This window comes from Mycoplasma anserisalpingitidis, from assembly GCF_007859615.1.
Taxonomy (GTDB): Bacteria; Bacillota_I; Bacilli_A; order Mycoplasmatales; family Metamycoplasmataceae; genus Mycoplasmopsis; species Mycoplasmopsis anserisalpingitidis.
In genome coordinates, this window is the sequence record NZ_CP042295.1 from 210,748 (window position 1) to 226,269 (window position 15,522).

The following is a 15,522-nucleotide window of genomic DNA, read 5'->3' on the forward strand; positions in this document are numbered from 1 at the left end:
AGTATAACATGGACAAAAAACAAGAAACTTTATTAAAAGTTAAAAACTTAAAAGTAAGTTTTAAACTTAAAAGAGATAAATTTATTACTATTGTTCGTGGTGTAGACTTAAACATTAAAAAAGGGCAAATTGTTGGGCTCGTTGGTGAATCTGGTTCAGGAAAGAGTGTTACATCTAAGTCACTTATTAATGTAAATGAAAATACCTTTACTAGTGCTGATGTATTGCAAATAGATGATGTAGATTTAAGTAAAATTAAAAAAGAGAGAGACTGAAGAAAAATTCGTGGAAGTAAAATCGGATATATTCCACAAGATCCACTTACTTCATTAAATCCAACTCGTAAAATCGGTAAACAACTTCTTGATGCGTTGAATTATAATGAAGATTGAAAACATAAAAGTAAAGCTGAAAAAATTGAATATTTAATTGGTTTACTTAAACAATTCGGAATTATGCAAGCTGAGCAAGTGTTCTACATGTATCCTCACACTCTTAGTGGTGGTATGAAACAAAGGGTTGTTATTACAATGGTTGTAGCCTTAAAACCGATGTTAATTATCGCTGATGAACCTACAACAGCATTAGATCCTACTGTTCAAGCTAGTGTTCTTGCACTTTTTGAAGATATTCGACAAAAAATGAATATTTCAATTATTTTAATTAGTCACAACATCTCGGTAGTTGCTAAATTCTGTGACTATATTTATGTTATGTATGCTGGTAAAATCGTTGAAAGAGGTACTAAAAAAGATATCTTTACTGAACCAGCGCATCCATATACGTGAGCTCTAATTTCTGCTATTCCTGAAAATAAGGAAGATAGACTTTATTCAATTAAAGGAACACCTCCGGATATGAATAATTTACCTCTTGGTGATCCTTTTGCCCCTAGAAATGACTATGCTTTAGAAATTGATTTTATTAAAGAACCGCCACTTATTAAAATAAGCGAAACTCACGCTGCTGCAACTTGATTATTACACCCTGATGCACCAAAAGTAGAACTAAGTAACGAATTGCAAATTCGTTTAAGAAAATTCAGAGAGGTTTTTAAAGATGAATAATAAAAAAGTAGTTTTAGAAATTGAAAATCTAAAAAAATATTTCATTAACAAAAACCACATTAACCGTGCGGTTGATGGTGTTTCATTCAAGGTTCATGAAGGTGAAGTTGTTGGTTTAATTGGTGAGTCAGGTTCGGGTAAAACAACTGTTGGTCGTTCATTACTTAGACTTTATGATGATTTTAATGGTTATGTTTCTCTAGATGATAAAATCATCTCTGGTAAAAAAATAAGTCGCAAAAGAAATAAAATGATGCGTAAAAATATTCAAATGATCTTCCAAGATCCTCACGCATCATTAAACGGTCAAAAAACTATTTTCTCAATTCTTAAGGAACCACTTATTGTTAATGGAATTATCAACGATGAAATTAAAGACCTTTCAAAAGATTGAAATAGCATTAAGGATAATTTCCACTATTCATTTATTGAAAGAGCTAAAGATCTTGAATTAAAATCATATGAATTAGCAAATGCTAATTTAGTACCATTTCACAATGTATGAAATGAAAAATTAAACAATTATAAATATGATGATACTCTTTCGACTGAAGATAATTTCAATAATCTTTTCAGTTTTATTGAAGAAAGAAATAAAATCAATTCAATTATTATTACTAACCTACATAAAGTTAATGATGAGTTACTATTAATCTACAATCAAAAGAAAGAAAATTTTAGAAATAATGAACTTGATTTTGATGAAGTAGACTTACAAAATGCAAAAAATGCATATAACAATGTTTTAGAATTATCAAAAATTTCTGAAGAAGAATTAAAAATTAAAAACACAATTGCTGAATTAAAACTTAGCTTAAAAGAAGCTAAAAACGAGCAATATGAAATTATGTCTATTGCTCAAAATTCATTCAATAATTTTTTAGATGAATTAAATAATGAAGTTAAATTCCAAAGAAATAACTCTGATTATACTTTTGATAAGGAATTTTACATTCACTCAGTAAAATTAAGTGAAATTAATAAAGTTGTAAGAAGAATTTTAAAAGCTAAAATTGGTTCGAAAATTAATTTATTTAGCAAGACACCTTTATGTCCTATTTTTAGAGCAAGAAATAAAGGTACTATTACAAAAGCTAAAGAAGTTAAAAATACTTTATATTACTTATCTATATCTGAAACTAGAGAAATGTTTAAAGAAATCAACGAAAAAATCAAAAATATTTATGATGAAGTTTCTTTAGAACCAGAATTAAATGAATTAACTAAATCTGTTAAAGCATTTAGTAAAGAGTACAAAGTTAGTTTATCTAAATTTATCATTTCTTCAAGTCATCTTAACTTAGATAAATGAATTAATCTTTCAACTCAAAGAGCAACAGATTTTGCTAATAAAATTCAAAACTTAACTTCTGAAATATTAAGTTTAGAAAATAAATTAGTTACAGTTAAAAAATCAGCACAACCAAAATATAATTCAAGTGATTTAGAAAGTCACAAAAAAACTCTAGATAAAGCTGTTGAGGTCCATGAAGAAGAATTAAGAAAATACATCAACGATTTTAATGTTAGATTAGAGAAGTTAAATCAACAAATTGCTGTTGGAAAAGAAAAATATTTATCTCTAAAAGTTGAATATAAAAATCAATTAAAATTATTTAATAAAGCATTCAAAACCTTTGTGGATAAATTCAATCAAGATATTAAACAGCAAAGAAAAAATCTTGGCAAAAAAGAATCTAAAAAACTTATTGTTGAATTAAATGTTTATAAAGCAACTGTTTCTAAACGTATTGAAGGTCTTAAAGCTTATGATATTGAAATGAAATATTTAGATAGAGATTTATTTAATATTTACAAGCTTCTTGGAATTCACGAATTAGATAATAAAGTAGCTAAAATTAAATCCAATATACTTAAAAGTGTTGTTTCAAAAACCAAGGACTACTTATTCAAAAGAGATATTAAGAAATTATTTATAAAAGAAAAAATTTATAAATCACTTGAAAGTGTTGGACTTCTCAAACAATTCGCTTACCGTTATCCACATGAATTTAGTGGTGGACAACGTCAACGTATTGTTATCGCTCGTGCCTTAATTACAGAGCCAAAAGTTATTGTTGCTGATGAACCAATCGCTTCATTAGACATCTCAATTCAAGCTCAAGTTGTTAACTTACTTAAAGATTTATGTAAAAACAAAAACATTGCAATGATCTTTATTGCGCATGACTTAAGTATGATTGAATATGTTGCTGACAATGTTCAAATTATGCACTTAGGTAAAATTGTTGAATCGGGAAAAACTGAAAAAATTTATGAAAATCCAGTTCACCCATATACAAACAATTTATTCAAAGCAATTCCAAAAATTTCAAACGCAAATGAAAAGTTCCAAAATATTTCGTTTGAACTTCAATACTTAAAAGAACAACAATTCCCTAACATCCCTACTCTTCACAAAGTGGAAGATGAACATTATATTTACTCTACAGATGAGCAATTTGAAAAATGAATTAAGGAAGAACACTATAAAGCAAGTACATTAAAGTAAAATGAAAATAGTTTATTGAATAAAAGATTATCTCTTAAGATCATTAACAAATAAATGAACTTACATTCATTTTGCAATTATTGAAGTAATTTCATTAGCATTAATTATTTATGCATTAGTTGTTGGTAAACAAAAAGTAATCCAAATGTTAAATATAATTTTTCTTATTACAGCATTAATTGCTTTATTATGTATTGTTGCTGCAAAAGGTTTTATTGGTTCATCTTTTAAAAGATATCAATCAGGTCGTCAAGATCGCATTGAATACAAACAAAAGAGACAAATGGAAAAAATGAACAACAACGAAAAAATTGCATATCAAAGAATGTTAGATAATAAAAAAACAATGGAAAAAGAAAGAGAAATTAAAAAATCTCAAAGAACTTCTTTTGGTTTTATATTTTCTATAGTCCTTAATTTAATAGTATTTTTCATAACATTACCTTTCTCATTATAATCAATCGATCACTACTAAAAGTGGTGATCTTTTGTTTTTTGATAAAATACAATATATTTCAAGTAATATACCAGTTATTAAAAGGAGAATGCTTTGCTATGAAGAAATTTAATAAAAATAATACGAAATATGCAGCATTAGGTGGAGGCTTTTTATTATTTGAATTGATACTTATGGTTGCACAAATTGCTAGTGATGGTCTTCCAGATAAAAGATCTTTAATATTACCATCTGCAAGAAAATACAGGGAAAATTATGAAACAACTTCTAATATAGCAAAATCATTTATTGAAAAAGATATAAGTTACACATTAGATAATCAATATGGAAAATATCTATCTGAATTGGTTTTGAAATAGATTATAACAAAGTCAAAGGAACTAATGTAAATGATGTTGATGTGGAAAATATTAATGAATTTATATCTTTTAAGTATCCTGAAACAGAATTTAGAGTTAAAAAATTCAAAAATTCGAAAAATTAGGTAGAGTTATTGCTTGAGTTTATCCATCAAATATAATTACTGATTTTTCATATTTTAAACCAGTATTTATTATTATTGATGGATTTATAACTAATAAAGATTTTAATTATATAAATAATAAAAATATCATAAAAATCTTAATTCATTCAAGATTACCAATAACGAATTGAATCAGAATAGTTTTTATGGGATTTTTATAGATTATGAAATAAATAATGATGGATATCCTACAAAATGGTATTTTCTAACAAATATTCATCCACTTGATATTTTTAGCAATAAATAATGAAAATCAAAAAAATTGATATTTAAAGGAACTTATTGATTTTTATCCAAATATTCAAACTAAAATAATAAATGAATTAAGAAATAATGATAAATATTATTACATAGGAAGATAAGCTAAAAATCAAACATTATATTTTAGAAATTTGAATATCTAAAAAAATAACTATGTATTAAAAGTCTTTTACTTTTGAGCCTAAAATATAGGATTAAAAAATGTTTTGCTTTTAAATATAAATAAATATAATAAATATATGAAAAAATTAGGTTTTATAATTGATTCTTTTAGTTCTTTGACTAAAGAACAAGCCAATTCATTAGGTTTTGGATTCCTTTCACTACAGTCAGAAATTGATGGTGAAATTTTTCAAGATGGACTTCAAGAAGCTGAAATTTTATTAAACAAAATTGACAAAGCAAGCAATATTTTAACCTCACTTCCTAGACTAGACTTACTTGAAGCTGAAATTGAAAGAATGTCAAAAAGTTTTGATGAAGTGATAATTTTAATTCTTCATGAAAGTCTCAGTAGCTCTGCAAGATACTGTAAAACAATTGCTCAAGAATATAAAAATGTGCATGTTGTAAGTAACTTTTTTAGTGGAGATCAATTTGTTGATGTAGCGCTAAATGCTCAAAAAAGTTATGAACAAAATCAAGATATAAATAAAGTTATTGAAGAAATTGATGAAATTAACGAAAAATCACAAACTTATATTTTACCTGTTAATTTGGATTACATCATCAAAGGTGGAAGATTAACTGGTGCTAAGAAATTCATTATGACTAAAATTCAAATGATTCCTTTGCTTAAATATAGAGAATCGGTTACTGTTTCAACATTAAAGAGAAGCACAAGCTCGTTAATTAGCAAAACATTTGAAAAACTTCTCAAGTTAATTGGTGGGGCTGAAAAAGTTAATGAATTTTCTTTCAGACTAATTAGAGGACTTGATCATAAAGTTGTTGAAGTTGTTAAAGAAATTGCAAGTGAATTAGGTATTGTTTTAGACTCAATTCAATCAACTTCCGGAGCTGTTGCGATTCATTGTGGACCTTCAGCATTTAGTATTTCAGTTATGCCTAAACTCAATAATAAGTAGAAAGAAGTCTTATGACTATTAAAGAACTTTTAAATCCTAAATCAATTTTTATTGATATCGATGTTAAAGACCATAATAATGCATTAGAAATCATTACTGAAAAATTATATGATTCAAAATTTATCGAGGATAAAGAAAGATTTCTTAATGCACTAAATTATAGAGAAAATTTAATGTCAACAGCATTAAATGATGGAATTGCTATTCCACATGGAATCTCATCAACGGTAATTAAACCAACTATTTCCTTAGCAATACTAAAAAATGGAATTGACTGAGATGCTGAAGACGATGTTAAAGTAGATTTAATTTTTACAATCGTATTAAGTAAAGAAGATCGTGAAATTCAGCTTGATTCAATTCAAGTAATTGCTGATTATTCTTTAGATGATAAATTTCATGCTGAAATTATGAGTGCTAAAACTCAAGAACAAGCATATGAAGTATTGTTAAAATATTTTCCGCTATAAATTGTAAGCTCAGCTTACTTTTTTTATTGTTTAGATTTTTCTAACCTATTTAAAAACATAGTATTTGGTATAATAATAAATATATTTAAGATAATGGAGAAATATGAACAAAAAACAACAGTTTTATTTGTGAATAATTATAGCGACTGCATCGCTAGTTTTAGTTATTGTATCACTAGTTTTGGGTATAAATAATCATAATATTTTAATGGAATGGATAGCAATTATTGCATTATTATTTGCTTTAATCATATTTATATTAAGTTCATATTTTGCTATTTCTAACTTTATTAAAAGTAGGGAATTAGTTAAAAAATCATTTAGTTCTTACATTGATGAAATTATCACAAATAATAATTTCGGAATCATTGTTTATGATAACAACGATGAAAGAATAACTTGAGCAAGTACTTTTATAAAAAATAGATTTGATAGAAATGTTATTGGTTTATCATTAAAAGATTTTTTTATCAAGTATTATAATAAATCCAAGGAGTTTCCTAGATTTAATACCTTCAATATTTCGCACAATAATTTTGAGTATGAAGTTAAGGTTTGATCACTTAAAAACATTATTTCTATCAAGGATATAACTAATGAAGTAAGTATAGTTCGTGAATTTAGAGATCAAAAAGTTGTTTTAGGTGAAATTGAAATTGATAACTATCAATTGTATCAATCTATTTTAAGTGAAGAACAATTATTTAATATCAATAAGTCAATAGTGGATAATTTTGAGAAATATGTAAAAAATCCTGAATATAACTTTATTTATAGACAATATACTAATGGTAAGTTTGTTATTATTTGTAATGAAAAAACTCTTGATTTATTAGAAAAAGAATCATTCACAAATTTTTTAACATTTAAAAATTTTTCAGAAATTGGTGTTTCTGAACGTATTAGTGTTTCAGTTGGATTTGCTAAAGGTTGACCTAGTCTTGATATGAAAATTGAGCAGGCTAAAAAAGCTTTATTACAATCAAAAAATCGTGGTGGTGACCAAGTAACAATTTTTTCGAATATTTCAACTCCGGTTTATTATGGTTCAAGCAGTGAAATTTTACCTGACAACAGTAGAACAAATATCAAACTAATTTCGAATAAACTTGAACAAAAACTAAAATCAAAAAATATTAAAAACGTTATTATTTATGGACATAAATTTGCTGATTTAGATGCTATAGGTAGTGCATATGGTGTTTATAAGTTGGCTAAGAATTTTGGTAAAGATGCTTATATTTGCAACACCACATTCGACTCAACAGCATTAAAAGTTATTAAAAAACATAATCTAAAAGATGAAGGGGTATTCATCAAACCTTCAGAAGCAAATTCTTTAACAAATTCTTCAACAATAGTTATTTTAGTTGATAACTCTGTGTTAAATAGAACTGATAATCCAAATGCTATAGTAAATGCAAAAATAGATAATATATTTATTTTTGACCACCACAGAGTTGGACCAAGTGTTGACTTCTGTTTAAGAGAAAATCGTTATATTGATCCTAATGCTTCGAGTGCATCAGAAATTGTAAGTGAAATTATAATGTTTACTCAAGAAAATAATGCTATTGATGCTCTTACAGCTCAATTATTGCTAAATGGAATTTATTTAGATACAGCTCAATTTACTAAATCTATAACTCCAAGAGCTTTTAGCGCTGCTTCATACTTAGAAAGTTTAGGAGCTAAAGGAACAATTAGTAATGAAATATTAAAAATTGATGAAAAAACTTACAAAATTGTTAGTGAGCTACTTGAAAATATTCAAGAAGTTAAACCTGGATATTATTTAGCTTACAAAGATATTGAAGTAAGTAACGACATTATCAGTATTGCAAGTAATGAAATATTAAAAATTAGTGGACGTGTAGCAAGTTTTGTTGTTGCTAAACAAGAAAACACGAATTTATATAAATTGAGTGCTCGCGGAATAAATACAAACGTTCAAATTATTTGTGAAGATGTAGGTGGTGGAGGTCACTTCGGAACTGCTGCTGCAGTAACTGATGAACCACTTGATGTGTTTATAGATAATATTATTCAAGCTATCGTAGGAGGTAAAACAAATGAAAGTGATATTAATTAAAGATTGTAAAGATGGTAAAGCTAATACAGTTATTGATGTAGCTGACGGATATGCAAAAAACTTTTTAGTTCGTCAAGGGTATGCGTTACCTTATAATGAAAGTACAAAGAGAACATTAGAAAGAAAATTAGACCAACTTAGTGCTAAAGAACATGAAAAAAGACAAGAGGCACTTAAAATTAAAGAAGAATTAGAAAATGTTAGATTAGTTTACGAACTTGAAGCTAATATTGATGCTAATTTCAATTTAAACGTTCATGGTTCAATTTCAACAAAACAAATTGAAAAAGATTTAAGAAATCTCGGTTTTAAACTAGATAAACACTCTCTTGAAAAAATTCACTTAGTTTCAAATGGAACTCATGAAATAAAAGTAAAAGTATACAATGACATTGTTGCAAAAGTTTATATTGAAATTAAAATCAAGGAAGTAAAATAAGAATGCATATAGGCATTAAAAATAATCAAATCGAAAATAATAATTCAACAATTCACTTCGATGAATTTGGTGAAAAAAAAGTTTTAGGAATGCTTTTAGTCTCAAAAGAAAAAAAATATTTTGAAGAGGCTAAAAACTTTCTTAGTGAAAAATGCTTTTATAAATATACAAACAAAACTGTTTATAATGCTTTGATGAGTTATTATGAAGCTAATCAGGACCTAGGTATTTTAGAATATCAAGAATTAGTTAATTATATTCTCTCATCTGTAAGTCCTAATAGTGAAATAAACATGGATTACATCCACGATTTAGTTATAAATGCATCATTAGTGGCAAACAGGGTTCAATATTTTCAACAACTCAATCGTTTAAGCGCGCTCAGAGATGTAGAAAACACATTAGAATCGATGTTATATAAAGTTAAAACCGATCCAGACACAAATTTAGAAACTTTCGTTCCTTCACTTGAAATGAAAATTTCCGAAGCATCAGAAGTAGCAAGAATTAATGATTTTAAGTCTGCTAGAGAAATTTCTGATGAATATTTTATGGATCTTAATAAAAGAAGAACCGCAAATGTAGATGAACTTTTTGGCGTTCCAACAGGTTTTACTGATCTAGATAAGGCGGTTCAAGGCTTTAAGGGTGGTGAGTTAATTATAATAGCAGCTCGTCCTGCTATGGGTAAAACTGCATTTGCTTTGAATATCGCAACCAACGCAGCAAGAGTTGGAAAGAAAGTCGCCTTTTTTAGTCTAGAGATGTCTGATTTGCAGCTTATGTCTAGAATTTATGCATCTTTAGCTGAAATTGATGGAAATAAATTAAAAAAACCTCAATTTATCACACCTGAAGAATGAAATATAATTTCTACTGCCAAATATAGCACTATTGATCCACTTCCGCTTTATATAGATGAGTCAACTACATCTGCATTAGGCGAAATAATGTGGAAAACTCGAAAATTAAAAAGAACTATCGGATTAGATTTAATTGTTATCGACTACCTTCAACTTTTATCTATTGAAGGTAATAATAGAGATAATAGACAAAATGAAGTTTCGAAAATTTCAAGATCACTCAAACAATTATCTCGTGAATTGAATGTTCCAGTTATAGCTCTTTCGCAACTTTCTCGTTCAGTAGAAAATAGAGAAGACAAGCGTCCATTACTAAGTGATTTACGTGAGAGTGGTGCTATTGAACAAGATGCTGATATGATTTTCTTCTTGTATAGAGATGATTATTACAACAGGAACAAGAAAAGTAATTACTTTTTAACTAAAGAACAAGAACAAGCTGCTGGTTCAGAAGTGGAAATTATTATCGCAAAATATCGTTCTGGTGCTACAGACACAAAAAAATTAAGATTTCAAATGAATATCAGTCGTTTCAGCGATATGATAAAAAAAGAAAATAATAAGGAGTAATCATGGGTGAATCCCCCTGTTATCATAGTTTTTTAATAAATAAAATTACATCAAATATTTTTGATATGGAGGTAAGTAATGCCTAACTATATCAAAATAATTTTATTGGTAGTTTTGATCTTACTATTTCTTCTAAGTAGTATTTTTAGTGGAGCAGAAACTGCATATACATCAATTTCAGCTGCCAAAGTTATGCAAAAGGTTGAGAGTAAAGAACGTGGAGCTAAATTAGTTCAAAGACATCTAAAAAAATACAACCAAGTTTTAAGTACAGTATTGATTGGTAATAATATTGTTAATATCAGCTCATCTACTTTAACTTCCTTGTTACTTAGCCAAATCATTTTAAATGATCAAGGACTTGTAGCTATTGTTGCAACTTTGGTAGTTACTCCAATTATTGTTTTAATTGGTGAAATTATGCCAAAAATGATAGCTAAAGCAAATCCATTTTTCTATTTAAAAAACTTTTCATGACTAATTGAATTTTTTAATTGAGTCTTTTTTATAATTGCATATCCTATCAGTAAATTAGGTAAAAAAGTTTATATTACCAACTCTGAGGATGAACTTAAAACGATGATAGATATAGCTAAAGAAGAAGGGGTTCTTCAAAAAGGTGAAAGTCTATTGGCTCAGAATGCATTAGATCTAGATTCAATGAAAGTTACTCAACACTATGTAAAACTAAAAGAAGTTGTAACAATAAAATATAATAGTTCCATTGAAGAAGCTCTTGAAGTATTCAAGGACTCAAATTATTCTAGATTGCCCGTTGAGAGCAAAGATGGGAAACTTATTGGTATTGTAATCTTAAAGGATATTTACCATCTTAAAAGAGGAAAAGTTATAGATTTCATTAAATCGGTACCATATATTTCCGCTAATTCCATTCTTTCGAGTGCATTAGAAAAAATGAGATATGCAAAAGCACAAATGGCATTTGTTGTCGAAAACAACAGTTCGACAGATGTTATTGGAATTATTACTATTGAAGATATTATTGAAGAATTAGTTGGGGAAATTTATGATGAAACCGACGAAGTTGAAGATATTTATGAAATAAGTTTAGAGAAATCAAGAGTTAAATCAAACGCTTTAATGAAAGATATTTTCAAACAACTTGAGTTAAATATCGATAAACTTGATGAAGATGAGTTAAATTTAACCCTATCTGAGTGAATGTTAAATCGTTCCAAAAGAGTTAGATTGATTAAAAATTTAAAATATACCTTTGAAGATGTAGCTACATTTAAAGTTATTGAAACAAAAAATAAAAATAATAAATACGCAGTTATTGAAGTTAACCGTTTATAGATAAAATAAAAAGTCAAAGTTTATTTATTTCTTTGGCTTTTATTTTTTATCATAACTTAATTCATTTTCAGAATAAATGGAGTCAATACCAAGTTTTTCGATATGATAATTATCGAAATTTAACGTTTCAATTTCATAAATTAATTTAGCATCAATTGATTTAGAAACCTCATATATGTTCATACAGTCAAAAAATACTTTTTGCTGATTTATCTTAGTTGTTATATTTTTGCCAATAATTATAGGGTTTACGAATTTATTATTCATTAAATTCATTAATTGACCTGTTATTTTATTGATATAAATAGCACACTCCATTTCTCTGTTTCTAAATTCATCGAACTTAAATAATAATTTTGTGTAATCAAAACTATTATCAAATGAATAAATCATTAAAATAACATTTTTTGGAACTATTTCAGCAGAAATATTAAGGAAATTTTGTTCAGAGATTGGGATGATTATTTTTTTGTTTTGTTTACTTTGGTTATATTCATTAAATTCATTATTTTTAAAGTAATTTTCAATTTGTCAATCTTCAAATTTATATCTAATATAAGGAATCTTGTTGAAAAACTGAATTGTATTTTTATCAACTCCAGGATACTCAAAATTTATTACTTCATACTTGGTTTTTTGTAAACTCTTATAGTTTAATATAGGCAATTTTTTAATTTTGTATCTTAGATTTTTATTTAATTCTAATAAACTGTTATATTCATTGCTGAATTTATCAAAACCTTCCTTATAGTCACTTAAAATTTGATAAACTGAGAATTGCTCAGAGTCGTTTTGATTTTTAAGATTATATAAGCAGTATCTAGATTTATTTAATAAAACTTCGAATTCATAATTATCAATAATCTTTTTGAATTCTTGAATTGATATAACGTCAATTATTTTTTTGAATAGTGTTGACTGATTTAAACTTTTAATCGATTTAATTAAAGCATCATATTTTTGTTTTTTTGGCATTTTAATGATAAACATCAACAATTCTTCACTCTCATGTACTGATACGTGATGTACTTGAAGCTTTAATTTTTTAATAATTTTTATTTTTTCATTTTTTGTAACTTTGTTAATGAAATAATAAGGTTTTTTCAGTATTGAAATACATAAAAAAGGACCTTTAACATATTTTACAAATTCATTCTTTTCGTTTTTATATAGAGTTTTTGATTTAGAAATTTCATTTAAAAATCAATTTATACTACAATAATAACTTCCGTCATCTAGAGGAACGATATTTAGGTTATAAAGAATATTTTCATTTCTTTTTGTTTTCTTATCAATCTTAGTAATAAATGATTCTAAAAATGTTTTTTTAATTTTCATATTGTTATTTAACTGAGCAGTTATGAAAACTCTTCTTTGAAGATTATTATCTAAAACATCCTTAATTAATGAAACAGTTTGTGAGTCAAAAAACTCTAAAAAATCATTTAATGGAAGGTAGTTGTATATTTCAAATTTACCTTTTTTATAGTCTAATGGAGTAGGTAATAGTTTTTCGGTTTCGCTAAATCTTAGAACACGCTTGTTAATTGAGTCAATTTTAAATAATATCAGCCCACTATTTGAACGTCCGTTGACATAATGGAATATTAGTATTGAAACTATCCCGCTAATAACGAGTAATATAAATAAAATTAAAATTATTAAAACAAAAATTCAAATGTACATAATTATTTTCTAATTAATTTAATAGCAGGGTGATTTTTTCTTAGTGTTCTAGTCTTATTATCTACTACGAATGAAACTATAATATCTGAATTATTAACTTCTAAAACTTCACCTTCACCAAAAATATTATGTGAAATAAAATCACCTACAATTATCTTGTCGTTTTGGTGTTCATCATCAACTAAATCAGTATCAAAACTTAAGTGGTCATCTTGAACTAAAATGAATTTTTCGATATCAATACCCATTTCTTTAATAAATCTAGAAGGAGATTTATCAATTCTCGTACCAAGAACTATACCACGAGAATCTGAAATAAATAATCTTTTTCTAGCTCTAGTTACAGCAACATAAGCTAGTCTTCTTTCTTCTTCAACTAATTCAGGGTTTGAATCATTAATTGATCTGACTGATGGGAAGATATTTTCACTCATTCCGACTATAAATACATTATCAAACTCAAGACCCTTGGCTGAGTGGATAGTCATTAGCGAAACATAATTAGTTCCGGTATCAAATTCATCAGATGAGCTAAGAAGTGAAACCATCTCAAGATATTCCTTAACACCTTTATCAGGATTTTGTTCCTCTCAATTCTTGATTGATTCAATTAATTCATTAACATTATCTACAGCAGAACCTCTCAAGTTTGAAATATTTTCGATTGATTTAAGATATCCGATGTCTTCAAGAAACAATCTTAATACTTCTGAAATTTTCATTTTATGTTTTTCAGATTTTAATAATGCACTATGTTTTTTAATGCTATAAAGGAATGGATAAAGTTTTTCTCTTATGATATTTGCTCTAATTGGTAAAGTCTTGAAATCTTGCATGAATGTGTTAAATAATGTTTTTTTATTATTTTTAGCAATTTCAACACATTTTTCTAGAGTGGTTTCGCCAATTCCTCTTGTTGGTATGTTTACAACTCTTTCGAAAGCTAAATCTGAACCATCATAAAGAATTCTTAAAAATGCTATTGAGTTTTTGATCTCTTCTCTTTGGAAGAATTTAACTCCGTTAAATATTTTGTGATTAATATTTTCTTTTATTAGTGCTTCTTCAAAAGGTCTTGAATAAAAATTTGAGCGATAAAGAATAGCGATATTTTTAAGCTGAATTTTGTTTTTCTTTAGTTCATTTATTTTTTGAACAACTCATCTAGCTTCCGCTTCCATGTTAAATGCATGAAAGAATTCGATATCAACACCGACCTCATTATCAGTTATTAAATCTTTTACATATCTTTTTTTATTATGAACAATTAATTGATTGGCTGCATTAACAATTTTCTTTGTTGAACGATAGTTGGTTTGAAGAACAATGGTTTTGGTATCACTAAAATCTTTGTGAAAGTCTAAAATTAAACTAACATCAGCTCCACGTCAATTATAAATTGTTTGATCTGGATCACCAACAATTGTAATGTGTGTATCCTTGTTTATTAATTTTTTAACAATATTATATTGTGAAACAGAGGTATCTTGAAATTCGTCAACTAAAATAAATGAGAATTTTTCTGATCATTTTTTAGCAATTTCAGGATGCTTGTCGAATAAAGCTTCTACACGAATAATCAAATCATCAAAATCAACCATTCTTTTTGCCGCTAATTCATGTTCATAGCTTTTAATGGCTAAAATGATTGGATCATCAATAGAAATTTCCATCTCCTTAGCTAATTCGTCTAATGAGATTTTGGTGTTTTTGTATCATGATATCTTTTGTATCATATTTGAAAAAGTTATTTGACTTTTACTAATATTTAATTCTTTGTATATATTTGAAAGAATATCCTTTTTATCAATTTCATCAATGATTAAGAAATCACTTTTTAATTCAGCACTTAAATATTCGATTCTAAGAATTTTTGCACATAAAGCGTGAAAAGTGCTGATATTTAATTTATCTGTGTCTGCATCGCAGTATTGTCTGATTCTTTCAGACATTTCATTTGCGGCCTTATTTGTAAATGTAACAGCTAATATTTTATTAGGAGTAATCCCTAAATCATTAATTAAGTAAGCAACTTTTCTTGTTAGAACTTTGGTTTTACCACTTCCAGGTCCAGCGATTATTCTTAGTGAACTATTAAAATATTGAACAGCTTCTTTTTGTTGTTCATTCAAGTCATCTAACAATGATATATTATTTATTTTCATAATAATACCCCC

General features: G+C 26.7%; 12 protein-coding genes. 10 read left to right on the plus strand and 2 right to left on the minus strand.

Annotated features, from left to right (window positions below; all coding sequences use genetic code 4):
• Positions 1 to 8: 8 nt before the first annotated feature.
• From FRW55_RS00900 to FRW55_RS00950, 10 genes are all read left to right on the plus strand, one after another.
• On the plus strand, positions 9 to 1,067 hold the full coding sequence (locus FRW55_RS00900) for an ABC transporter ATP-binding protein (RefSeq protein WP_146368346.1): 1,059 nt from the start codon (positions 9 to 11) through the stop codon (positions 1,065 to 1,067).
• Positions 1,060 to 3,579, plus strand: coding sequence for an ATP-binding cassette domain-containing protein (locus FRW55_RS00905; protein ID WP_146368347.1), 2,520 nt, complete (start codon positions 1,060 to 1,062; stop codon positions 3,577 to 3,579). The genes FRW55_RS00900 and FRW55_RS00905 overlap by 8 nt, the downstream gene beginning before the upstream one ends.
• Before the next feature lies 1 nt (position 3,580).
• Complete coding sequence (locus FRW55_RS00910) at positions 3,581 to 4,036, plus strand: hypothetical protein (protein ID WP_146368348.1); 456 nt, start codon at positions 3,581 to 3,583, stop codon at positions 4,034 to 4,036.
• Positions 4,037 to 4,134: 98 nt separating this feature from the next.
• Positions 4,135 to 4,395, plus strand: coding sequence for a hypothetical protein (locus tag FRW55_RS00915; RefSeq protein ID WP_146368349.1), 261 nt, complete (start codon positions 4,135 to 4,137; stop codon positions 4,393 to 4,395).
• Positions 4,396 to 5,059: 664 nt separating this feature from the next.
• Complete coding sequence (locus tag FRW55_RS00925) at positions 5,060 to 5,908, plus strand: DegV family protein (protein WP_146368350.1); 849 nt, start codon at positions 5,060 to 5,062, stop codon at positions 5,906 to 5,908.
• A gap of 11 nt (positions 5,909 to 5,919) precedes the next feature.
• On the plus strand, positions 5,920 to 6,378 hold the full coding sequence (locus FRW55_RS00930; RefSeq protein ID WP_146367213.1) for a PTS sugar transporter subunit IIA: 459 nt from the start codon (positions 5,920 to 5,922) through the stop codon (positions 6,376 to 6,378).
• A gap of 103 nt (positions 6,379 to 6,481) precedes the next feature.
• Positions 6,482 to 8,470 carry a GGDEF domain-containing protein gene (locus FRW55_RS00935; RefSeq protein ID WP_146368351.1) on the plus strand — a complete coding sequence of 663 codons (1,989 nt, stop codon included), beginning with the start codon at positions 6,482 to 6,484 and terminating at the stop codon, positions 8,468 to 8,470.
• Complete coding sequence (gene rplI / locus FRW55_RS00940) at positions 8,451 to 8,909, plus strand: 50S ribosomal protein L9 (RefSeq protein WP_146367215.1); 459 nt, start codon at positions 8,451 to 8,453, stop codon at positions 8,907 to 8,909. Before FRW55_RS00935 ends, rplI begins: the two co-directional genes overlap by 20 nt.
• A gap of 2 nt (positions 8,910 to 8,911) precedes the next feature.
• The gene (gene dnaB / locus FRW55_RS00945; RefSeq protein WP_146367216.1) at positions 8,912 to 10,342 is read left to right on the plus strand and encodes a replicative DNA helicase; all 1,431 of its coding nucleotides are present in this window, start codon (positions 8,912 to 8,914) and stop codon (positions 10,340 to 10,342) included.
• A 78-nt stretch (positions 10,343 to 10,420) separates the two neighbouring features.
• The gene (locus FRW55_RS00950) at positions 10,421 to 11,659 is read left to right on the plus strand and encodes a CNNM domain-containing protein (RefSeq protein ID WP_146368352.1); all 1,239 of its coding nucleotides are present in this window, start codon (positions 10,421 to 10,423) and stop codon (positions 11,657 to 11,659) included.
• A gap of 39 nt (positions 11,660 to 11,698) precedes the next feature.
• Here FRW55_RS00950 and FRW55_RS00955 read toward each other — a convergent pair whose 3' ends face one another.
• Both FRW55_RS00955 and FRW55_RS00960 read right to left on the minus strand, forming a co-directional pair.
• Complete coding sequence (locus FRW55_RS00955) at positions 11,699 to 13,345, minus strand: MHO_4530 family protein (RefSeq protein ID WP_146368353.1); 1,647 nt, start codon at positions 13,343 to 13,345, stop codon at positions 11,699 to 11,701.
• Between the two features lie 2 nt (positions 13,346 to 13,347).
• Positions 13,348 to 15,510, minus strand: a complete 2,163-nt coding sequence (locus FRW55_RS00960; RefSeq protein WP_146368354.1) for an ATP-dependent helicase — start codon at positions 15,508 to 15,510, stop codon at positions 13,348 to 13,350.
• Positions 15,511 to 15,522: the final 12 nt, after the last annotated feature.